The sequence below is a fragment of the Paenibacillus germinis genome (genome assembly GCF_013141785.1).
Classification (GTDB): Bacteria; Bacillota; Bacilli; order Paenibacillales; family NBRC-103111; genus Paenibacillus_E; species Paenibacillus_E phytorum.
Window position 1 is genome coordinate 145,772 of sequence record NZ_WHOC01000028.1, and the last position, 24,225, is coordinate 169,996.

Here is a 24,225-nt window from a genome sequence, read left to right on the forward strand (position 1 = left end):
TTTATTTTATTTTCAAGTAACGTTTATTTTATTAAATGAAAATGCTGGCATTCAGCTATTCCAGCTAAAATTGTTGCAGCAATCTTAGTGCCAATACCGGGTATCGATTGGATTAACATAAAGGGTAGCAGCGGCAACCCAAAATATTGGCGTCAAACCGAAGGTCCAAGAAGATATCGGATGTCTTTTTTATTAGCAAAGATAGCTTCTGCTTATGTAATAAAATTCGCACTTCTTTGGTAAGATTCATACTGGACAAAATAGGAATCCTGTCATATTGTTTTTGTGGGATCATTGAGAAAGAAGGGTATATCATGTGGAGCCGGATAAAGCCGAAGAAGATGTATTTAAACATATTTTTGTATTCCTGCATTGTCGTGAGCTTGCTCACCCTAGTGTTCACTATGTTCCTGAGTCAGCAGTTCGTTCGAAACGCAATTGATGAAATGGACAAGTCAAATCAAGAGAAAATGAAACAAGTCATTAAAACCTCGGAATTTACCTTGCAGAAATTACGACAGTTTGCTTTAAGAGTCTATTCGGATGAAAGTATTGCACTCTGGATGAACATGGAGAAGAACGATTATTCCCCTTTGGTATTGAATAAAGCTGCGACAAGTGTAAGGGAATTTATGAGCAGCGAGCCTTTTATTCACGGCATTTATTTAATAAACTTCAATATTGACCAAATCTACACCTCAGAATCAAGCATCTATTCGACGCAGGATTTTTATGACCAAATAATGTTGAATTACATTAAAGGTCAAAAAACGCCATATCTACAATATGTTAATCATGAGGTGGATGGTGAATCGTATCTGGCTCTTGTCGTACCGGCAGCCGGGCCTAATCAGAACTATCAGGGATTTGTAGCGATTCTGTTCAGTAAACCATTGTTAAATGAGAACATGCTGCAGATATCGGAGGAAGATCAGAACAAAATATATATTGAAGGCAAGAATAAGGAGTTCATTCTGGGGAATACGGATTCTGCGTTAACAAAAGCATTAATGGAAATGGATAAACCGGCAGCAGAACCGAACTGGAAATGGAAGTCCGGGAATGAGACCTGGTCCATTCAGTCAGAACGGCTGCCAATAGAAGGATGGAATGTTTATCACTTGTCACCGATCTCTTTATGGCAAGCAAAGGTAACCAAGATCCGGATCGAAATTATCGGTTCTTCGGTCTTTCTGCTGTTAGCTCTGCTTTTATTCTTGTTTTGGCAATCATACCGCAGCTTGAAGCCTATTAGCGACTTGGCCCTGCAAATAAAAAGCAAGCTGGGCAAAGAGCATCCTGTCATGCAGACCATGAATACCAATAATGAGATGGCATGGATACATTCCGGTTTTCATTCACTCGTCGAGAAGATCGAACAATTGGATTTATCGATCAAGAGCAGCAAAGCTTTGGTCAAAGATGATTTCTTGCGTCAATGGATTCTTAATTCGAAGTCTTCCAAACCGATTGAAGAGTTTATTAGAATCCAAACCCAAATTCTCAGCACGGGATGGTTCCGCATGGCTATCATTCGTCTGGAATCGTTCGGACGCTTCGATGAGCATTATGACTTCGCTTCGAGGAAATTATTGCGCTTTGCCATGGGAAACATTATGGCCGAAGTCCTTGCGAATCACGGGTATGCAGCGGAAACGGTCGACTTCGGCTCCGATCACATCGTGGCGCTTATTTCCTCACCTGCTTTAGAGGGCGACATGGCACAAGCAATCGGAGCGATGGAGGATGTACGGGTTCAGATACGGCAATGGCTTAAGCTGGAAGTGCATGCAGCTGTCAGCTCTGTACTTGATGTTGAGGAGAACTTGCCAATTATTTATTCCCAGCTATACGAATTAACGTTAATGAGATTCATTAATGATGAGGACAGGGTGTTTACCTCCGAAGATCTGGAGCGATATGAACGAGGCAAAGACAGTGATCTTGACGAAGCCTTGCTCAAGCAGGTTATTCACTCCGTCCAGCTCAAGAATGAGAAGGCGCTTGAAGGATATTTTGACCAACTCACCCTGCATATGCAGGAGCTAAGCTATGAGGAATGCAAGCTGCAGCTGACCCACATCATCTATTCGATCATGAAAAACTTCAAGAATCATACAACATTTCATGGGATGAAGAGCATCCACTCCTTCCTGGAGCAATTTGTAACCCTTGGGGAAGTAAAATCGTGGATATATCAGGAGATGCTGCAGATCATAGACCGGCACGGCAAGAAGAATGTCTCCAGTCGAAAAGAAGAGGTTGCTGTGGAGATGATCGAATATGTGCGCAACCATCTTCACAATCCAATGCTCTCCGTGGATGACGTCGCTGATCATGTATCCATATCGGTGAACTACGCCAGACAAATATTCAAGGACCATTTCCATTGTTCATTGTCCGATTTTATTACGAACCAACGGATCGAGCATGCCATCAAGCTGCTTACAACGACCGATTGGACCGTAGCGGATATAACGGAACAGTCCGGATTTCAAACCAAGAGCACCTTCTTTTCTACGTTCAAACGTGCAACCGGGATGACGCCGAACCAATACCGTATGGAAAAAACATAAGTAAAAGCGTAAAATTCGTACTCTGTTAGTAGAAAATTATGTACTCTCCTGATTTGTGACAATTCGTACTGATTGATAGATACCGGACTATACGGAGCCTGAGTAATCCGTTTATGATACAGACACGATGCCGAGCAAGCGGGATGCACGAAGCCAATAATCAAAACATCGGTATTCCGCTATGCTAGGTTTGTTATATAAACTGAGAGGGGTTAAAACGATGAAATTAAGAAGTAAAAGTACCTTGTTATTGGCCATGTCGCTTATACTAGCGGGAACATTGGCAGGTTGCAGTTCGAAACAGGCTGAGCTATCCGAAACAGGCAAACCGGCAGCCTCCGCGGCTGCAAAATTGAATCCGGTTACACTGAAAATCATGTTCCCTGGAGATCCGCCGGCGGGCTGGAGTGAAGTCAAGGCAGAGATGGAGAACCGTCTGGCAGGCTCACTCAATGTGAAGCTGAATGTGGTGTTTATTCCATGGGCGGATGTCCTCCAGAAACGTCAAGTCGCCTTGTCCTCCGCGGAAGACTACGATCTGATCTGGGACAATAATCCGTATCAAAATATTGCTGCCGGACTCTACGAACCGTTAGACTCACTCATTGACAAGTATGGGCCTGAGATTAAGAGCAATCGCTCTCCGCAGTTGATGGAATCCAATAAAGTGAACAGCAAATTGTATGCGGTTCCGCTTGAAGTGAATTTCATTCGTCCCTGGACGTTTGTCATACGCAAGGACATTCGGGAGAAGCTGGGTGTCGCTCCCATCAAGAGCTATGACGATCTTATCAAATTCATGTATACCGTGAAAGAAAAGGCTCCGGACATTACGCCGTACATCCCGAACGGTGCCGAACATATCGGCTTAAGGTTGGCAAATTTGTTCGATGCGAATGCCAACATTCAGCCTGTAGTGAACTATGCGGGGCTTTACACCAAAGGCAACGATGGAAAGGTCTATAATATCTTCGATAACATGGACCCTGCCATTATGAAAAATTTTGAACAGAATCACAAGCTCTATAAGGACGGGATTACTGCTAAAGACGCCATTACGCTCAAAAATGCGGAGTTCCCCAAAGGGAAAGCGGCAGTAACAACCTTCTTTGATTTCGGTGTAAATCTTAACACCCGTTCTTCATTGGAAAAGGCGGTTCCGGGAGCCGCTGCGGAAGCTTTCAGCTTGTATGACCCAAGCATGAAGCTGTTCTCAACGTTCAAAGCAGGCAACTTCATTGCTGTCCCAGTTATCAGCAAAAACAAAGAGCGCGCCGTTCAATTCATCAATTGGCTGAACCAGAAGGACAATTACGACCTGCTTGCCTACGGGATTAAAGGGAAAAACTGGGAGGAATCCGGCGAAGGCCTTTATAAGCCCATCAAAGAAAACTCTTACTCCGGAATTCCTTTTGCATGGGGATGGAATTCCAAGCTAGATCGTATTGACGCCAGCTTGTCTGAAGATGTCATCAAGCTGAATAAGTGGCAGCGCGATTCCGCTAACTTCAAAGCAGACATCCTTGCAGGCTTCACCTTCGATCCAAGTCCGGTATCCAATGAAATAGCACAATTGAACATTGCGAATAAAGAACTGTTTGAGCCAATCATTTTGGGTGTGCTGGAACCGAAAGACGGCTTGGCGAAGTTTAAGGATAAGGCATATGCCAATGTTAAGAAAATTCAAGCCGAGTATCAAAAACAGCTGGATGCTTCTCTCGCCAGCAAGAAGAAGTAAGCGACCCTATAAGCCGGCGATCTTGAATCAAGGATTGCCGGCTTTTTATATTGGTAAACTCCGGACTTCCGTGAGTGATAGAATTCAAACCTCAATAAAGTGTTACAGTTCAAACTCATTGATAAATGCAAGACTATACGCGCAGCTTCAGGAATGCGTAATATTCAAGTAGATACGAAAGGAGATGTGAGCATGATACATGAACTCAGGAGGAACAAATGGCTGTACGCTATGGCGCTTCCCGTGATTGTATACGTTTTTATTTTTTCTTATTTACCGATGTCAGCTCATGTATTGGCCTTCAAGCAGTTTATACCTGCTAAGGGGATCTGGGGGAGCCGATGGGTAGGACTCGACAATCTTACCTTTTTTTTCACGGGTCCGGATTGGTTGGCGGTTACATTAAACACGGTATTTTTGAACCTTCTGTTCATTACGGCAGGTACAGTGAGCTCTCTATTAATTGCCCTGCTGATGAATGAAATCAGACATGTATTCTTCAAGAAGGTGACCCAGTCGCTCGTGATCTTGCCGCATTTTATTTCCATTATCGTCGTGAACCTGATGGTCCTGAATTTTTTTAACGGACAGGACGGCATGATCAACCTGATAATGAAGGATTTTGGCTTTCAATCGGTTGACTGGTTTCAGACCCCTTCGGTCTGGCCTATGCTGCTGACGATCATATTCGTGTGGAAAGGCGCCGGGTGGGGTTCGATCATATATCTTGCGACCATAACCGGCTTCTCCGAGGAATATTATGAAAGCGCGCGAATTGACGGCGCCAAGCGATGGCAGCAGATCTGGTATATTACCCTGCCGTTGCTCCGGCCGACCATTATCGTGCTGACGCTTCTGGCGTTGGGACGTATTTTCTACGGTGATTTTGGCTTGATTTACGGTATCATCGGAGACAATTCTCTCCTCTTCAAGGCTACGGATGTCATCGATACTTATGTGTACCGGTCCTTGCGGGATTTCGCGAATATGAACAGCTACAGCAATGCCGCTGCGGTATCGTTATTCCAATCGGTCATGGGCTTCATTACTATTCTTTTCTTCAATTGGATCGTCCGCCGGGTTGACAATGACTCGAAGTTATTCTAGAGAGGAGCTTTAGCATGATATTGAATCAACGAGATGCTTCGCAATGGGCCGTGTCTGCTGTGGCTTATGTGTTCATAGGATTATTTGCCCTGATTTGCCTGATTCCTTTCTGGCTTGTATATATCGGATCGTTCACGGCGGAGCATCTGATTGTAAAAGGCTTCCAAATGTTCCCTACGGAATTTTCTTTTGATTCCTATCGCTTCTTATTTAAGGGCACCCAAGTGTACCGGAGCGCCTTTGTCTCGATATTTGTAACTGTGGTCGGAACAACCTGCGCCGTGCTCATAACTTCCATGTTCTCCTATGTCGCCTCTCATCTGAAGGTGAAATACCGGAATTTCCTTTCCTTTTATATTTATTTAACGCTGCTGTTTGCACCCGGTTTGGTCGGCTATTATTTGCTCATCTCCAACTGGCTGAACTTGCGGGACTCGTTATTGGCGTTGATCTTGCCGCACATGTTCTCCGTTTTCAACGCATTCTTGATGACTTCCTATTTCCGGACGCTTCCGTTTGAATTAAATGAGGCGGCGACGATGGATGGGGCGCATGAGATGTATATCTTCTTCCGGATTATTTGGCCGATCTCGATGCCTGTCATTGCAACCATCACCCTGTTCTATGCGCTCACGTACTGGAATGACTGGTTTAATGCGCTGTTGTTTATTGATAATCCGGAGAATCATCCGCTGCAGATGATGTTAAGAAGAATCGTGTCCAATGCGCAGAATCTGGATTATTTAAATGCGAATGTGAACATTCCGGTTTCCGCGTCAGGCGTTCAGCTTTCGACGGTATGTATCACGATCGGGCCGATCATTTTCTTGTATCCGTTCCTGCAGCGCTATTTCATCAAAGGTTTGACGATTGGCGCAGTCAAGGGGTAGTTATAGCATACACATTCAAATCCTTGGAGGATCACTTATGTCTGCCCAGAGCAATCATAATCAACTGCTGGCAAGGCTTTCGGAACAGGATGCATCATACGATCCTGCCGTGAAAATGCAGTTTGGACCGATGATGAAAACATACCATACGGCTCTTAAAAAGGATTCCTATCCCTATGTGCACGAAACCTACTTGTCCGTCGTATATGCGCTGGATTTGTTGGATAGCACACTGCCTGAATATACGGAACGGGCGGCAAAAATATTATCGGTCATCCTGCAATTGCAGGACACGCGTCAGGATAGTCCTACTTATGGTTTATGGCCCTATTATTATGAGGAGCCCTTGGACCAGATGGAAGCCCCGGATTGGAACTATGCCGATTTTATCGGCAAGAAGCTGGTCTTAGTGTTGAAGCACCATGGGGATCGCTTAAGCGAAGTGCTCAAGCAAGGATTGTTGGAGGCAATAGGGCGTGCTTGTCAAGCGATCATGACACGGGATGTAGGTCCTAGCTATACCAATATAGCTGTAATGGGGGCTTTCGTTACACTTGTCGGCGGCGAGGTCATCGGACAAGAGAAGCTGGTGCAATACGGCCGGAATCGGCTGCAGCGGCTTTACGATTACACCATGCGGCTGGGCACTTTTGTCGAATTCAATAGCCCCTGCTATACGCCGATTACGATTGAGGAGCTCCACCATATTCATAAGGAGACCAAGGATCCTGATTCCATAAGGCTGACAGAGCGGCTGCAGCACATCGCTTGGAAAATGGCGGCTGAGCGTTACCACCCGCGTACGAAGGAATGGGCGGGTCCGCATAGCCGCTCCTATTCACCAATGCTTAATAGGAGCAGCTTGGAGTACGACATAATAAGACAGGTTTTGGAAAATGACCCTGACCCTGACCCGCAAGCGGTCCGTTGTCCGGAGGAGCTGCTGCCCTATTTCAGCTTGGAAGAAGAACGGCACTTACGCTGCCCTATATTTGACGAAGAGGAGACGGGGTACCAGAGCTACGCCACCACGTACATGCACGAAGATTACTGTCTAGGCTCTTTCACTAAGGACATGATGTGGAACCAACGAGAAAATCTGATTGCTTATGTGGATAACCACGGCAAGGCGGCCTATGTGCAGCTGCGCTTTTTGAAAGACGGCAAGGACTTTTCGTCGGCTGTCTTCACGGGGGTACAGGATAAGAGTGATATCGTGTTCGGCATCAATATGGCGCTCGATTTCGGGGATTGGCATCCCGCATTAGATCCTGTTAACGGTGTGTTTGATGCGGAGGATATCAGGATCCGTATCGAAATCGGAGGTTATACCGAAGGGTTGGATTATTTATCCGGCAACAAGCAGGATTACGATGCTGCAGTTGTCATCGGGAATCAAACTGTACGGGTCAAGCAGTTGTCCGCCCTTTCGGATATGGGAGTACCCCGTATTGCGATCACCCGCTCAGAGCAAGAAGGCCTACTTGGCATCGATTACATCATCTATGAAGGACTGAGGAAAGAATTTGATTTCCATAAATGGAATCAAGCGGCATGGGTGTTTTTGTTTACATTGTCGGCACGAGTGGAAGAGCTGCAATCCGGCAGCGAAGTTAACAATGGCTCACTATACGCCTGGTGCGAGAAGCAAGACCGGAAGATGAGTATTACCATCCCAGTGAAGCCGGAACGAATTGGGCAGCTATTCCGGAATAATGAAGTCTCATTTATGGCAGAGGATGTGTAGATGTGACCCGTGAACGCCAAATATCTGAACTCATAATCTCAAAAACAGGAGGAACATCCTCATGAAGCCGCATTTCCGATATTCCCCGCAGCCGGTGCTCGAACCGGTTCCTGGTTGTGAGTGGGCAAGCAAAATGGTGCTAAACCCAGCTATTGTAAAAGATCCAGCTTCCGATAAACTGCATATGCTCTTTCGGGCTACGGGTCCATGGTCTCAGAAGCGCAAGGAAGGCAAGCACAATCCGTATCCGATCTTTCTCGGGTACGCGGTAAGCAGCGATCTGGGCAAGACGTGGGACGCCGATTTTTCCAGACCTGCACTTGCTCCTGCTCTGAATGAGGGGTTCGAAGACATCTACATTACAGACATACACGGTAACCGGGTGCGCGATTATTCCAATGGCTGCATCGAGGATCCGCGCATCTTTCGAGTGGAAGGGGAGCTGTATCTTTCCGTGGCGTGCCGGATGTTTCCGCCGGGCCCGTATTGGCTCATTGATCAGGAGCCTTCGGTTGATACACGCAACGACTATGTGCCGGAGTGGGTGAAAGAAGGTGATGATGCATTCAGCGTTGCAGCGCGCACCAACAATACCGTAACCGTCCTGTATAAGCTGGATTTGGATATGCTGAGAGCAGGCCGCTATGAAGAAGCTTTTATCTATGTATGCCCATTGACGGAAGGCCATGTAAGCGATAATCGCGATGTCTTCCTGTTCCCCGAAAAAATGCGAATTGATGGGGAAATGCAATATGTGATGCTTCACCGTCCGATGACGCCTGCATGTTTCCCGCAAGGATCTCAAGTAAAGAAACCGTCGATCTACCTCGCTGCAGCGGAGAAATTAGAGGACTTTGCAACGGACCGGGCAACCCATCGGCTGCTGGCAACCAGTGAGTTCCACTGGGAGGACAACCGGATCGGAGCAAGCTGGGCGCCGCTCAAGATTTCAACTAATGAGTGGCTTGTTTCTTATCATGGCAAGAAAGATATCCACTATGGTTACACACAATCCTTCCTGATCGTACGCGAGCAGGATAACGACTTCCCAATTGTGGCGCATCGATGCTCTGAGCGCTTAATGTACGCCCAGCAGGCTTGGGAGATGCCAAGCGATTATCCTACGCCGTGCTTGTTTACAACAGGCGGAATTATTGCAGGAGATGATCTGATTATGTCTTATGGCGCTGCAGACCAGAAGGTGGGCATTTCTTGGGTGAATTTCGCCGAGTTGGTGGCGTATGTGAAGCAATTTGACGCTAATGGACAGAGGATAGAGGAGTAATTTAGACGAGCCATTTATTAAATCGGTGCAAGAAATCGAGGATATCGATGATGTGCCGATTAAACCCAATAATATGTAAGCGCTTATATTTCTGGTTTGAAGGAGAGGAGGTGGTCGATATGCAGCATCAAAATCAATTTTTCATGAAGAAGACTAAACAGATGCTTTCGAAGTAAGTTTTTTTCGTTTGTAAGCGAATTCTTAAAAACTTGTAGAAAGAAAAGAGGAGGTTAAAAATGATGGGGAAATGGCGTAAATGGTATCCAACCCGTGTTTTGACAGTATTTCTGGCACTCATCATGGCAGCAACATTTATCCCTGCCGGAGATGTTCATGGGGCAGGAACTCTGCTTAAAACCGGCAATTATAGCTACAGCGTCGCACCGAATGGGGGCAATTCTCCGGACAAGGGAGTAACCGGATTGATATCCTCAGCTAGTGGCGTGCTACTTGATGGATCAACCACAACGTATGCCGGATTCATGGGTAGCGGCACGGGTACCCCAGGGAGCGTACAGGTCGTATTTGACCTGTTGAAGGATTACCCGTTGGACAGTATAAACATCGTGTTGAACTCACCCAATTCGTTTTGGGGATTCAATGAATTTACGGTAAAATATCGCCCGGAGGCTGCGGAATATTACTATATTGCTGACAAACACACCAGAACACCAGGAATAACCTCAACGAGCCCAAGCTCAACCTGGAACTATTCGGTCAACATACCGATGTCGAACAAGACGGCCAGATTTATTATCATAGATATTAAGCGTCCTCATGACTTTCAGCATATCCCCCTCACAGAAGTTCAAATTTATAAAGGGACCGGCCAGGAGGGCGTGAATCCCGGGCCTGCGCTGACTGCGGAGCAAATGGCTCTCGAACTGAACAAAGACAGCTTATTGGCAGAAAATTTGCTTAAAACTGGAAATTATTACTTAAGCCCTGCCCCGAATGCAGGCAATAGTCCAGACAAAGGAGCAACAGGGCTCGTATCCTCAACGAATGGTGTGCTGCTTGACGGATTAACCACAACCTATGCTGGTTGGCTGGGAAGCGCGACTGCCCCAGGGACTGTACAAGTGGTATTTGACCTGCTGAAGGACTATCCGTTGGACAGTATAAACCTCGTGCTAAATTCACCCAATTCGTCATGGGGATTTAAAGAGTTTACGGTAAAATACCGCCCTGAGGCAGTAACGGATTATTACTATATTGCTGCTAAACACATCAGAACTCCAGGAATAACCTCAACGAGCCCAAGCTCAACCTGGAACTATTCGGTCAACATACCGATGTCGAACAAGACGGCCAGATTTATTGTCATCGAGATTAAGCGTCCTCATGCCTTTCAGCATATCCCCCTCACCGAAGTTCAAATATATAAAGGTACAGGACAGGTAGGTGTGAATCCCGGACCTGCGCTTACTGCGGAGCAAATGGCTCTCGAACTGAAGAAAGACGCCTTAATGGCAGACAAGTACGGGCAGTGGGTTTATGAAACCTGGCCTGGAAAGGTAACATCCGACGGGCAGCTTCAGCAGGAATATACGAATGAGGCGAATGCGCTGTCAGATGTTTCACTGGATCTTACCAAATACGATCAATACGGCGGAATTAAAAGTGGAGGCGGTTACACGGGCAGCGGTTATTTCAGGCTTCAGCAAATCGATAACAAATGGTGGTTTATTTCTCCGGACGGGAATAAATTTATTCTAAAAGGCGTGGATGCCACAAGTATATGGGAGTGGGGATACGGGACAGCGCTTAAAAAAGCTGACGGTACCCCAAGAGGGGTGTTTGAGGAACTTCCCGATCCAGTCGCTTATGCTCCTGCTTATGTAAATGATTCCAACGGCGAAAGAGTAAGCTTCGTCGTCGCAAATATTATGCGAAAATACGGCGGTAACTATGAGTCGAAATGGGAGGATATCACAAAGAAGCGGTTGATCGATTGGGGCTTTAACGCCTTTAGCAAGTGGACCAGACCCACTAATATTACGTTTCCTTACATTAATGTCCTGCAAGATCCCGGTGGTTTAAAAAGGATTCAATGGACTTACGATGTTTTTGATTCGCAGAGTGAGGCCATCATAGAAACCGCATTGACCCCTCAGCTTGAAAAAGCGAAGAATGACCCGTGGCTAATCGGTTATACTTACGATAATGAGGCCGGATGGACAACCGATATCGTAAAAGAGGTACTGACGTATAATTCGTCATCTCCGGCTAAAAGCGCTTTCGTGGCTTTTCTTGCACCAAGATACAACAATGACATTACTGCCGTCAACCAGCTTCTGGGTACGAGCGCGTTATCTTTTGATGAGTTAAAGGATACTTCGATCAATATGGCCAAGGTGCCTGCTGCAGATGTGTCGGAATTTATCAAGCTGGCATCCAGGACGTATTTCTCAACTGTCAAAAATATCATCAAAAGACATGATACGAATCATCTGTTCATGGGTTCGTCGGTAGTTCCCACCTGGCGGACCAGTCTGGAATGGGATTCGGCGGCAATGGAGTTTGTAGATGCATTTTCAGTGGACAATTACACGAACGATCCAAGTTGGATTTCCAGATATGAAGCTTTCGGAAAACCATTATTGAATCTGGAATATACATTTAGTACTACCCAGCGTGGGTTGTCACCCGTAAATGGGGCTACAAGCGTGGCTAGTATAGCGGATAGAGGTATGGCCTACAAATCTTTCGTGGAAAGCGAAACTTCACATCCGTTGTTTATTGGCTCAGGCTGGTTTTCGTACTTCGATCAAGCGGTTACATGGCGTAAAGACGGTGAGAATTTCAATATAGGCTTAGTAAACCAACAGGATCAGCCCTATACAGATATGGTCAATATCATGAAGACCGTCAATGCCGGTTTGGAAAATGTTCATGCTTACGGGATTAACCTCGCCTTGGACAGACCGGTTACGGCCAGCTCATCCAAAACTGCTTCTTTAGTTGCCGGGAATGCAGTCGATGGTAAAACAAATACGAGGTGGGGCTCGAACTACACCGACAATGAGTGGATATATACGGACCTCGGTACAATCCAGCCAGTGAGTAGGGTTAGACTAAACTGGGAGACAGCTTTCGGTAAAGCATATAAGATACAGGTGTCGGACAATGCTGTAGACTGGATCGATGTATACAATACCAATACAGGCAATGGAGCCATAGACGATATCTCTTTTTCGGCAACCAGCGCAAGGTATGTAAGGATGCTGGGTATACAAAGAGGTACCGGCTACGGATATTCACTGTGGGAATTTGAGGTATATGAGCAGCCTGGAGCTGCGCAAGATGAGATTCCACCGGTTACGACCGATGATGCGCCTTCTGGCTGGAAGAATACGAATGTAACGGTATCACTTGCCGCTACTGACGATCAATCCGGTATCGAAAACACGCAATACCGGATTACTGACGGGCAGTGGCAACCGTATTCGAATCCGATTACCGTATCCTCTGAGGGTAATACCGTTCTGGCGTATATGAGCGTCGATAAGGCCGGAAACCCCGAATCCCCGAAGAGCGTGTCTATCAACATAGATAAGACGGCTCCGATCACTACAGTTGGATTACCTCCGGCCAATGCCAACGGATGGTATCATTCGGATGTGAATTTGACCTTAAATGCGTCGGATCCGTTATCCGGTATCCATAAAGTTCTATATCGGATCAATGGCGGCCAATGGCATACCTATGATGGCGCCATCGACATTTCAGCTGAAGGAACGAATACAATAGAGTATCAAAGTCAGGACAAAGCAGGAAACACGGAAGAGCTAAAGAGTGAAGTCGTGAAAGTAGATAAAACAGCACCGGAAATGCAAATGAATCAGAATAAAAACGAGCTGTGGCCGGCTAATCACAAAATGGTGACCGTAACGGCCGGAACTTACGGCGCAATAGATCCGATTTCCGGCATTCAGTCCATTGTTCTAAAATCCATCACCTCTAACGAACCGGATGATGGTCTTGGAGACGGAGACACCTCGCAAGATATTCAAAATGCGGACTTTGACACACTGGATTATATGTTTGATTTGAGGGCTGAGCGTTCCGGAAGCGGAGGAGGACGGGTATACACCATTACTTACGTCGCTACGGATTATGCAGGTAACGTGAAAACAGTAACATTGACGGTAACCGTTCCGAAGAACCGAGAACAAGGATGATCTGATAAATAATGGCTCCCGCTCTAATGGTGGGGGCCATTTATCGTAGTACTTTTACGATAAAAGGTTGAGAATCCTTTGGTTAGCGAGGAACATAAACATGCTCTCGATAGCTTAAACTATATTTCAAATACCATCTTACTGTTAGTAAAATGATTGCCGATTCATATTGCTTCCATTTAAATAAATCCAATTTCGCTTCCAAAGTGAGTTGCTCCATCCCATGACACACGAAGACGCGTAAAATCGGATGAAAAGGCTGACATACAGAAATATATGACACCAAGATCATAACGCAGTCTGTTTATTTTAATGCTAATCTTCCTGATAATGTAGGTACGCCAAATAGAATCAGGAGGATTAGCATGACTGACAAAACAAGTAAGGCAAGAATCCTGCGTACGGCAGCGGCTTTTGTTGCAGGCACAGCCATTGTTATGACCACGGCTTGTGACAGCAACCCGGACATCAAGATGATGGACCAGATTCAGATGGGCTCTCAGCTCAAAGTGCTGTCCACGGATAAAGGATCCTATAAGCCGGGTGAAGACGTTCATTTCAATTTAACCTTACAGGATGGAACGGCTGCAGGCGGCACGTTTCATATCCGTTATAAACATATGGATCAAATTATCGAACAAGAAACGAAGACGGCAAAAAGCGACAAGCTGTCTTGGAGCTGGAAGCCGCCGGAGGTCGACAATGAAGGCTATATGGCCGAAGTGGTTCTTGAAAAAGAAGGCATGTTTATCGGCCACATGAACATCGCCGTGGACGTTTCCTCCGACTGGGGGAAGTTTCCCCGTTACGGCTATTTGGCGGACTTCCCCGCTATGAGTCAAGAAGAAATGTCTGCTGTAATCGACCGTTTGAACCGGTTTCATATCAACGGGATTCAGTTTTACGATTGGCAGTTTAAGCACCATGATCCTGTTCCTTACGATGGGACCAAGCCTGCTGGGCAGTGGAAGGATATCGCTAATCGTCCCGTGAATTTCAGTACAGTGAAAAACTATATTGATCTTGTTCACAATCACGGCATGAAAGCCATGAGCTACAATTTGCTATTTGGAGCATATGAAAATGCGGAACAGGACGGAGTGAAGAAGGAATGGGGATTATATAAGGATTCGCAGCACAATGACCAGGACAAACACATGCTGCCCAAAGATTGGGCCAACGACATTTTCTTGTACGACCCATCCAATTCGGATTGGCAGTCGTATTTAGTGGACAAGGAAAAAAAGGCATTTGAATCGCTCCCTTTTGACGGCTGGCAGGTTGACCAGTTAGGTGAACGTGGACCGCTCTGGACATACGACGGCAAAAGCGTCAATCTGGCTGCGACTTTCCCGGAATTTCTCAAGAAAGCCAAAGAGAAGCTGAATATCGATTATGTCATGAATGCGGTCGGTCAATACGGCCAGGGTTACATCGCCCGTCAAGCGCCCGTCAAGTTCCTTTATACCGAAGTATGGAAGGATCATCCGGGCTACCAACAGTTGAAAGAAGTGATTGATCAGAACGGGAAGCTCAGCGAGAACCGGCTGAACACGGTTCTGGCCGCTTATATGAACTATCAATTCTCCAATAATCCAGGACAATTCAACACGCCTGGCATCCTGTTCACGGATGCAGTGATTTTTGCCTCAGGCGGCTCCCATCTGGAGCTCGGAGAGAATATGCTGTCCAAAGAATATTTTCCGCACAAAAACCTTGGAATTTCGCCAGTCTTGGATAACAAGCTCTTAGTCTATTACGATTTTCTGGTAGCCTATCAAAATCTGCTTCGGGACAAGCCCGATGATTCAGCTTTGCGTGCAGAAGGATCTGATAGATTGGCTATATCCGATCATGCGGAGAAGGGTAAGGTATGGAGCTTTGCTAATTCTGTTAGCCGAATCTGATTCGGGAAATAAGGGATGATGGGCATCGCGAATTTCGGATACAGTAGCACAATGAAAAAGGGAAACAGCAGGAGATGGATTCCTGTTATTTCCCTTTTTTAATTCCATTTCGCAGAGGGGGAGGTAAGATCCCTGAAGCAGAATCAAGCGTTTCTATCCCGACTTATATTTCGATTTAAATCACAAATTAGTATGGGGAATTTGTCCTCATAAGATTGTTATATTGACTTGGTGACATGCCGAATCTGGACTTGAACAATCGGTTGAAATGCGTATAGTTGGAAAACCCGCATAAATAAGCGACCTCGTGCAAGGTCACTCCCTCGTTCAGCATCCGTTCTTTCGCCATCGACAGCCGAACTTCTATTGCGTAGTCCATAATCGATTGATTCAAGGTCTCCTTGAAAAGCTGGGACGCTCTGGAGACGCTTAGACCTACGGAAGCTGATATGTCCTTCAAGGTAAGCCTTTCTGTCGCGTTGCGCTCGATATACAACTTGATCTGATTGGACACGGACCGCTTATATGTATTGGCATGTTCTCCTGATTGGCTTATTCGCTGAATATGCAGCATAAGCACACGCGACAAATACTCCAGGATTAATGGACTGGAATCCTTCACTCTTCTATTCTCGTAGACCAACTGCTTCCAAATCGAGGAAAGCGCTTCATCCATACCAATATTGATCAACGTTCGCTGCCCGTTAAGCTCCCACCATTGTCTGATCCAAAGCTCTTCTGAATGGATCGTAACGTAATAATCCGCGCTTCGGGGGGGTTCGTGCTTATTGAGTGGAATCATTAAATTATAATAATCCCCAGGCTTGCAAAGCAAAAGGCAACCGGGTTGAATGGAATATACAACTCCATTGACAACGGACTGACAAACTCCTTCCATTTGCAATCGAATTAAATAGAACTCTATGGCCTGATTGCGATTCGTATAATACGGACGCGTATGGATGGAGTATCCTGCAGATATCATATTCATTTCCTTCCTCCATTTCACAAGAAGATAAGTAAAATCGCTATCACTAGTTTAATTCGTTTGTTTCATTTGGTAAAGCAATGCTTCACCTATTAAAGATCATAAGATCAGATAATAGAATCGTAAGATACGTAAAGGCACAATTGCACCTTTTGCTTTATACTTGGTTTGACGAAATGAATTTTCAGCCAAGGAGTGATGCTGTGTTGATGAACAAGTTAGCTATTCAGTTGTATACGCTTCGCGAAGAATGCGCGAATAACTTTCCTCAAGTGCTTCGCGATCTGAAGCAATTGGGTTGGGCTGGTGTGCAGATGGCCGGTTACCACAATTACGATCCTGAGGAACTGGCTTCGGTTATTCATGAACAGAAACTGCAAACTGCAGGACTGCACGTAGGTTTGGGCAGAATAACCGACGAATTGGACGAGTTGATTAAGGAAGCCCGCCTGTTCCGAACACGGGATATTATATGCCCGTCGATTCCTTTGGAAAGCCGTACGGAAGCTGGCTACCGCAATGTCAAACAGCTTTTGGGAGAAGCAGCAGTAAAGCTGAAGCAGCACGGACTGCGACTAAGCTATCATAACCATGCCTTTGAGTTCGAAACGGCCGTCGAAGGCAAAAGTGCTTTAGAATATTTGCTTTATCCGTCTGATGACAACCTGATTCTCGCTGAAATTGACGTCTATTGGGTTAAGAAAGCGGGCTTGGAACCTGCTGCATTTATTCAGAGATACGCGGGTCGAATGCCTATTATCCATCTGAAGGACATGTCCGATGATGATGAGCAAATATTCGCGGAAATCGGAACGGGCAGTATCGATTTCCGGCCGATATTACAGTGGGGCGAAGCCAGCGGAATCGAATGGTACGTGGTCGAGCAGGACACATGCCGCCGTGATCCAATGGACTGCGTAATGACGAGCTTGAGCAATCTGAAGCAGCTGATTGCCGAACGGCAAGCTGCAAATTGAAGAAGGAGTTCAAGGAAGTAAACCATTTTCTTTGAGATCGAAAATGCGTATTACTTTAAATTTTACCTCGTTTCGTGTTCACAACCTCAAAAAATTCGACAACACAGGTGAAGATTTGGAGGATTTAATCTCGATTGGGACGATCGGATTGATCAAAGCTATCGAGTCGTTCTTTGTGGAGATTTTAAACATTTTAAAGAGATTAAATGCACAAGTCGGACGATTATTTTGATTACGCATGACTTATTAATTGCTCAGCAGGCGAAGCGGATTGTGCGGTTTCGGGATGGGCGGTTGAATGAAGTTGTTTAGTGTTTATAAGACCGGAACTCCAAATAAGGGGGGCCGGTTTGTTTTATTTTTTGATATATAATAACACAAACAAGTGTTCTTATATAGGAGTTGATTATGTTGGCAAAGGAACGGACGATTTCCTTGCGGACTGCCAATCGTTCTACGCAAGTTTACAAAAATGAAAGCCAGATACATGAGTCTAAAGCTATCGCCGCAAATGATAGAATTGTTCAAAAAATCGTTGCTGAGTTCATTGTTAAATAAACAGGGGAAATCTAAACTAATAAACGATGAACTATTATGCAGAGTGGACAATTCCACTTAAGTCATTTGGACTCAAGACTAAATCGTAGAGGAGTGCACTTCATTTGAAAAAACGTACACCTAAACCGCTTCGCCGGGCAACACTAGAAACAACCCTGAAACCGTTCTTCAGCATGGAGCAGGATCACGTCGAACAAGTATGCGGTAAAATGATACGGCAGTGGCGGCCGTTGATCGATCAGTCGGAGCATTGCTCGATGCTTCTCTGGATTGCCGACGGCAGCGAAATATTAATGTGGAACGGCGACTTGGATACCGAGATCGAGTGGGCGAAATATATCGGATTAGCTAATGAAGAATGCTTCGGCATTTCAGATCCTGACGATCCGATGCGGGCGAGACCGTATACGGACAACCCGTCGCGGATCACCTACCGAGATTTGATGAGGATTGTAGCAACGTTTAAACGATTGGCCGCTGAGCAAGGCCTGACGATGGAAGTAGGAGCAACGTTCGATCCGGGGCCTGAATTTGTTTACTCCGATTTTAAGTACAGTCTGCATCGTGAAATCAATGACGCCGCATTGGGCGGGAATTTCGTCTCCCTCCGCCCTGATTACAAGGTGATTTGCTGCTGGAGCCAGTTAAAGGGGGACAACCTCCCTTATGCAGAATTTCCGCATGGCATTCCGGAGGGCACTTCGTTTGGCCAGTTTTTGGGACGGCAAACCAGACGGTTTTTAAGCGATTTTGGATTTGATTACATTTGGTTGTCTAATGGGTTCGGTTTCTCGTATTTTCCATGGACTTATCTTGGGAGTAATTTCGACGGATCAAGCTTTAATCAAGCTGACGTTCATGAAATGAAAGCCAACATCATGTCCTTCTGGGATGATTTCAAAGCGGAATGCCCGGATTTTCGCACGGAGGTAAGGGGGACGAACTTTAGCACGGGGATCGAATTGGCCAAAGATTTTGTCCCGCTAGACGAGATGTACGCCAAAAAGGTTGTGGAGCTGCCGCCGCCTAATTCGCCGTGGGGAGCGCTGAACCGTGATTTTGGCTTGGAGATGTCCGGATACATGTCTCGAATTGCGGTGCTGCCAGGTGAGACGTTCCCATTCCGTTTCTATGCCAATGATCCTTGGTTTTGGCAAAATCCTTGGTGGGATGCCTACGATAGGGAAGCCTACGACATTTATTGCCCCATGTCCGTTGGACGGGTTAATGCTGCGGGAAGGATCGAAAATCCCGGTATCATTGAAATCCTTTCCATCGACACGGAAAAAGGGGAGCTGATTGATGCGTGTCCGGCCGAAATCATTCCTCATTTGACCAAAGCAGTTAAGGATTTCCCGGACCAGCCGGGCATCCTGACATGGCTCTATCCGTTTCATGAATATTTCAGGCTTGTCGCCGAGCGGCAGGAGCTCGCAAGCCTCGTTTTTTTCGACGATTGGTTCGTTCGCAACGCGATCAATCAGGGACTTCCGCTTAACACAGTCATTAGCACGGAAAGCTTCAGGACTGTCATGGACGCCGAGATCGGGTCTTTGAAAGAAACGATCTTGCTTGTATCCGCATCTATGCTGACGCAAGAGATGATTCCTTATCTGATGAATCATGTGGAGCAGGGCGGGAAAATGCTTCTCTATGGGCCATTATCCCAGCCGGATTTGTTGGCGGCTCTGAATTTGCGTCAGGCTGAGGGGCTTGTCGGAACGTTTCGGTTGGAATCTGAACTGGCTGAAGACCAGCTGGCAGTGCCCCGCAGCCAGCTTATCAAGCATGATCCGCTTATTTCTGGGGGAGCGATTCAAGAAATCGTAGCAGATACCGCCGATCCTCACACCGTCGTTAAAGCTCGCGTTAAACAGGATGATAAGGAAAGAGCATATGCCATAGTCACCAAACGTCCCGATTGGAACGGAGGCGCAGTGGCTTGGACACGCGGCACCTTGGCGTTCGAAACGGGGGCGAATAGCCATCTGCCCGTCAGACAAAGTACGGACTACGTCGATTCTTCTATTTTCATTCGCTATCTACTGGCTGATTTGGGCTATGTCTTTTTGCAGAATCGCTATGATGAAACGACTCTTTTGTACCCTGGAACGAGGTATCAAGAGTTTGCCAAACCGATCTACTGTTTTGTTTCTCGCCAAGATAACGCCTATTGGTTCAGCGGCTATAAGCAGGATGCGACCGCTACGATGCAGCTCGCCTTCCCGGATGGTGCGCCTTTGTTGATTGGACAGTCGGCAATCATTAGTGAAGGCTGCGCTACCTATACGATGGATACCTCCTTTCACCGGGAATGCCGGTTCCTTGTTAAGCAGAAAGGCGCGGGCATCGTTGCATGCAAGGAAGGGCACCCGATCCGTACCCCTAAGAAAGACACGGCGCGAAGCATTGTCTTAACAGGTTTGAAGGAAGCCGATGTGACGATCCTGCCTCCAGTTGAGATGCTGCATGCGGGTAGGGTAGAGGTTTGCGCAGATCGTGTTTATCTTCCACTCGAAGACCAAGCGACGGCAAGCTATATTCGCTTGAAAGGTATCAGCGGAACCATCGAAGTTACATGGTAGAGGGAGAGAGGGATCTGGCAGGTCAAATGGATTGGGCCTGAAGAGGATCCGCAGTGCTACAAGCGTCCGTCACCGACTTGAAATAATCGCCCTGCCTTGCAAAAACCGCCTCCTTATTCTGAATCGCTCCGTATCGGTATACTTTACTTGCAAGTTCATTTCAACTCACAGCTATAAGAAGGAGGAATGAGGAGCAGTGAAGCCCGCATGCGGATCGAAAAAGAAGACGGAGGTGAATGTAAAAATGAAAGTGCTTACAAGAGTGTTGCTGGTAACCTTGCTGTTCGGGTTGCTGTTCCCGACAAGCGCCTACCCGCAAAGTCTCCGGTACGAGGATATGCCACTTGCGAATCCCGGCTTCGAAGTAACCACTGTACTGGGGGGGCAACGCGTTCCAGTGAGTTGGACGTCATCGTTATGGGGCAGGACCACCCCGGCCGTTACGGGGGTGAGCGATGCCGATGTTTCGAGCGGAATGTATTCGTTGTACGTGATGAGCGTCGATCAAGGCTCTGCAGGCTGGACTTCCGGGTTTCTAAGCGTGACCGAGGACGTCTATGAAATTAAGGGTTCTTTCAAGGCGAGGAAGACGACGGACTACTCGGGCAACGTGCCTTGGGTTTTCCTGAGCTTTTGGCAGGATGGCACGTATCTAGGGACCTCGACGGTGGCAGTGACCGCCGGTACAGCCGGCTGGTCGCCCAACTCCTTTCAAGTGAACGCGGGGCAGTTTCCATCTGGCACGAACAAAGTACGGATCAATCTAGCGACTTCCCGGGTAGGCCAGTCCGGCGCCATTGCAGGCTCTGTACGGTATGACGACGTTGTGATCCAGACCGGGACCCTGTCTGATGTCATTGATATTGCGAATCCCGGTTTTGAGCAGACGTACGTCTCCCAAGGCAAGTTGCTCCCGTTAAATTGGACATCCGCACTATGGAACCGGACGATCCCAGTCGATACAGCCGTAACCAATACGGTGTATGCACAAGGCAATCATTCCTTATATATGGCAGCGGCCGACGCAGGATCGGCAGGCTGGGCTTCGCAGCCGATTGCAGTTTACGGCAGTCCGCAGTCCATCAAATTGACGTTCGACATTAAGAAATCGTCCAATTATGTAGGCAATGTGGCATGGGCATTTATCAGCTTTTGGAACAATTCTACATTTATCGGTACGGCAACCGTACCTGTCAGCGGGTTGTCGGAGGCATGGTCGGAACAATCCTTGACCTTAAAAGGAGCGCAGTTTCCGCAAGGGACGAATTACATGCGGATCAACCTAGCAACGACGAGGGGCGGGGCTTCTGGCACGTTGGGCGGCACTCTGTATTATGATAACGTGCAAATGAAAACGGTGGACGATTTTTCGCTGACGAGCAGCGCATTTGCCAATTGGTATAAACTTGGAGAAGACGTCGTGTTTAAACCGGAAAATCAATTGCTGCCGCAATCGGTACACACGGTAACGGGTACTGTATACGACGAAGAGGGTCAGGTCATCGCCCAATCGACAGTCAATCGACAGACGCTGTTGAGTGATGGTTGGAGTTGGGAGCCCGAAAGGGCTGGGTATTACGAAATTGCGTTTGATTATGTCAAAACAGGCGATACGACCCCAGTGGCCCATACCGAAGCGTACACTGTTACTTCGGCGAAGGGAACGGCTGGTCAATTCGTGAGGGACCGGTACGCCGTTGCCGTAGCGGACGGCGATACGAAGGCAATGTCTCAAAGGAGCCCGATGTTTGGCTTCAGCTATCAGCTTGAAGGCGAGCAAGCGGTTCAGCTGGCAGATACAATCGGTTTCAGTATGGCGAGAATTCATTCGGTTCCGTGGGGCACACAGTTCACGAATACGGCGATGGCTCTTGAGCCCTCACGCGGTACGTATAACTGGACAGCGTTCGACGCTCAAGTCAACATGCTCCGTTCGTATGGTTTCGAGCTGGCGGGCAATATTTTGTTCACCCCGCAGTGGGCTTCCTCACATCCGGAGGATACTCAGATTTATACGGCCGTTCCGGGCTATGCTGCTTATGCACCTGCTGATATGGAGGATTTGGCTGACTTCCTGCGCGCGTTGATCGACCGTTACGGAGATCGCATAAGTAAGTGGGAGGTCTGGAATGAGCCGCATCTTCCTGGCGGAAGCATCTTCTGGCGGGATACACCGGAGAAGTTTGTGGAGCTGTTGCAAACGAGCTATGAAACGATCAAAGAGGAGCAGCCAGAATCCGAGGTTTGGATCGGTGGACTGGGAGGTCGGCGTTATCTTCCGTTCTACAGGGAACTGCTACGTTTGGGCGCGACGAGCTATTACGACAAGCTAGCGCTCCATGGCGCCTTTCCAAATGCCGATTATTTCAAGGATTTGGATGATCAATACGAAGCAGCCTCCAAGGATTGGGTTACATCCGAAAGCCATGCCGGCTTGATCAGCTCGATCGGATTAACTGCGGTGCCTTCGGAAAAAGAGATCGCGTTCAAAATCTTGCTCGATTACTTGTATCAAATCAAGCACGGAGCAGAACAAATTGCTTATTTTGAGATGATGAACCAAGTGGAGACCGAGGCTCTTACCTTCGCGAAGGCCGACGGCTGGCATACGCATGCATCCGGCTTATTCCGCAAAAAGCCGCAAATCGAGCCAAGGCTTGGAGCCGTCGCGCTGCACCGCTTCTTGGAAACGGCCGGCCAAACGGTATCGTACCGAGGAGAGTATGCGCTGTCCAGTGTTCAAAATGCGGTATACCTCGATAACGGTGGGACGCCGCTAACTGTTCTCTGGCTTAGTGGCGAGAACGAGCAGGTCATTGATTCGCGCCTGACAGACGCTTTTACACTGCAAACAAAGATTAGGGATTGGACGGGACGATCGTATTCGGCGAGCGCTTCCTTGGTACTGAAGCCTGGACGCATGTATTATATCGAGCAGTTGGACAAAGACAAGTTAGGCGAGCTGCCTTTATCTGACGAGGTATTGCTCTCGGATTACGACAAGGTTAGGCGCAACGCGACGATTCCAGTTGGTGCCGGTCAAGCAGGCGAGCTGTTTGATCATGAAACCGGGGAGCTGCGAACGGAGCCGATTACATGGATCGAAAACGATTGGGTGTTCGATTCGGAGACAGGGCAAACACGGCCAGCCGGATTGGATGCTAAGTTCGCAGTTGGCTATACGGAGGATGGCATTGACCTTACCGTTGACGTAGCAGATGCCGTCTTCGTACAAAATGAGTCGACCGGTTTGTACTGGAGGGGCGACAGCCTGCAATTCGCCATCGATACGTACGGGCTGGGTGCGCCGGCGGAAGCGCGCATGGATTTTCAGGCGGCCTTGACAGCAGAGGGGCCTAAGCTTTGGAAGGAAACGACGCCTTATATCGGAGGCGATCTTCCATACAATTGGACGCAGCAGCAGCAATTCGTCCAACATGGGCAAATCCATATCGACCGTACGGGAACCCAAACGCTCTATAAGATCCATCTCGACTGGTCGGAGCTGTATCCCTATGTTCCTCAGGCGGGAGTCCCGATCTATCTGTCTGTGCTCGTCAATACGAATGACGGAGCTGGGCGGATCGGCTGGCTGGAATGGGGAAGCGGGATAGGCAAATCCAAGGACCCTTCTCTCTACGGAAAAATCACGTTGAATTAATGGCATTAGGCAGCTTATTCGG

The 24,225-nt window shown here is 47.3% G+C and carries 15 protein-coding genes; 13 read left to right on the forward strand and 2 right to left on the reverse strand.

Going from position 1 to position 24,225, the window contains the following annotated elements; all coding sequences use genetic code 11:
* Positions 1–23: 23 nt before the first annotated feature.
* Complete coding sequence (locus GC102_RS39970; protein WP_281367629.1) at positions 24–119, reverse strand: transposase; 96 nt, start codon at positions 117–119, stop codon at positions 24–26.
* A gap of 195 nt (positions 120–314) precedes the next feature.
* Between GC102_RS39970 and GC102_RS06485 the strand changes: the two genes are divergently transcribed.
* From GC102_RS06485 to GC102_RS06525, 8 genes are all read left to right on the forward strand, one after another.
* Complete coding sequence (locus tag GC102_RS06485; protein ID WP_171688727.1) at positions 315–2,576, forward strand: AraC family transcriptional regulator; 2,262 nt, start codon at positions 315–317, stop codon at positions 2,574–2,576.
* A 220-nt stretch (positions 2,577–2,796) separates the two neighbouring features.
* The gene (locus GC102_RS06490) at positions 2,797–4,314 is read left to right on the forward strand and encodes an ABC transporter substrate-binding protein (protein WP_171688728.1); all 1,518 of its coding nucleotides are present in this window, start codon (positions 2,797–2,799) and stop codon (positions 4,312–4,314) included.
* A 192-nt stretch (positions 4,315–4,506) separates the two neighbouring features.
* Positions 4,507–5,421: an ABC transporter permease gene (locus GC102_RS06495; RefSeq protein ID WP_246320756.1), complete on the forward strand. Its 915-nt coding sequence runs from the start codon at positions 4,507–4,509 to the stop codon at positions 5,419–5,421.
* Positions 5,422–5,435: 14 nt separating this feature from the next.
* Positions 5,436–6,311, forward strand: a complete 876-nt coding sequence (locus tag GC102_RS06500) for a carbohydrate ABC transporter permease (RefSeq protein ID WP_171688730.1) — start codon at positions 5,436–5,438, stop codon at positions 6,309–6,311.
* A gap of 37 nt (positions 6,312–6,348) precedes the next feature.
* Complete coding sequence (locus GC102_RS06505) at positions 6,349–8,058, forward strand: DUF8769 domain-containing protein (RefSeq protein ID WP_171688731.1); 1,710 nt, start codon at positions 6,349–6,351, stop codon at positions 8,056–8,058.
* A gap of 61 nt (positions 8,059–8,119) precedes the next feature.
* The gene (locus GC102_RS06510; RefSeq protein WP_171688732.1) at positions 8,120–9,343 is read left to right on the forward strand and encodes a glycoside hydrolase family 130 protein; all 1,224 of its coding nucleotides are present in this window, start codon (positions 8,120–8,122) and stop codon (positions 9,341–9,343) included.
* A gap of 236 nt (positions 9,344–9,579) precedes the next feature.
* The gene (locus GC102_RS39035) at positions 9,580–13,527 is read left to right on the forward strand and encodes a discoidin domain-containing protein (protein ID WP_216627963.1); all 3,948 of its coding nucleotides are present in this window, start codon (positions 9,580–9,582) and stop codon (positions 13,525–13,527) included.
* Between the two features lie 365 nt (positions 13,528–13,892).
* On the forward strand, positions 13,893–15,434 hold the full coding sequence (locus tag GC102_RS06525) for a glycoside hydrolase family 66 protein (protein WP_171688733.1): 1,542 nt from the start codon (positions 13,893–13,895) through the stop codon (positions 15,432–15,434).
* A 187-nt stretch (positions 15,435–15,621) separates the two neighbouring features.
* Here the strand turns inward: GC102_RS06525 and GC102_RS06530 are convergent, their stop codons facing one another.
* Entirely contained in the window at positions 15,622–16,425 is an 804-nt protein-coding gene (locus GC102_RS06530) for a helix-turn-helix domain-containing protein (protein ID WP_171688734.1), read from the reverse strand.
* A gap of 206 nt (positions 16,426–16,631) precedes the next feature.
* Between GC102_RS06530 and GC102_RS06535 the strand changes: the two genes are divergently transcribed.
* The 5 genes from GC102_RS06535 (at position 16,632) to GC102_RS06555 (ending at position 24,203) form a co-directional block, all read left to right on the forward strand.
* On the forward strand, positions 16,632–17,399 hold the full coding sequence (locus GC102_RS06535) for a sugar phosphate isomerase/epimerase family protein (RefSeq protein ID WP_246320764.1): 768 nt from the start codon (positions 16,632–16,634) through the stop codon (positions 17,397–17,399).
* Positions 17,400–17,442: 43 nt separating this feature from the next.
* On the forward strand, positions 17,443–17,631 hold the full coding sequence (locus GC102_RS06540; protein WP_171688643.1) for a hypothetical protein: 189 nt from the start codon (positions 17,443–17,445) through the stop codon (positions 17,629–17,631).
* A gap of 176 nt (positions 17,632–17,807) precedes the next feature.
* Positions 17,808–17,957 carry a hypothetical protein gene (locus GC102_RS06545; RefSeq protein ID WP_171688736.1) on the forward strand — a complete coding sequence of 50 codons (150 nt, stop codon included), beginning with the start codon at positions 17,808–17,810 and terminating at the stop codon, positions 17,955–17,957.
* A gap of 104 nt (positions 17,958–18,061) precedes the next feature.
* Positions 18,062–20,542, forward strand: coding sequence for a hypothetical protein (locus GC102_RS06550; RefSeq protein ID WP_171688737.1), 2,481 nt, complete (start codon positions 18,062–18,064; stop codon positions 20,540–20,542).
* Between the two features lie 196 nt (positions 20,543–20,738).
* Entirely contained in the window at positions 20,739–24,203 is a 3,465-nt protein-coding gene (locus GC102_RS06555) for a hypothetical protein (protein WP_171688738.1), read from the forward strand.
* The last annotated feature ends 22 nt before the right edge of the window (positions 24,204–24,225 follow it).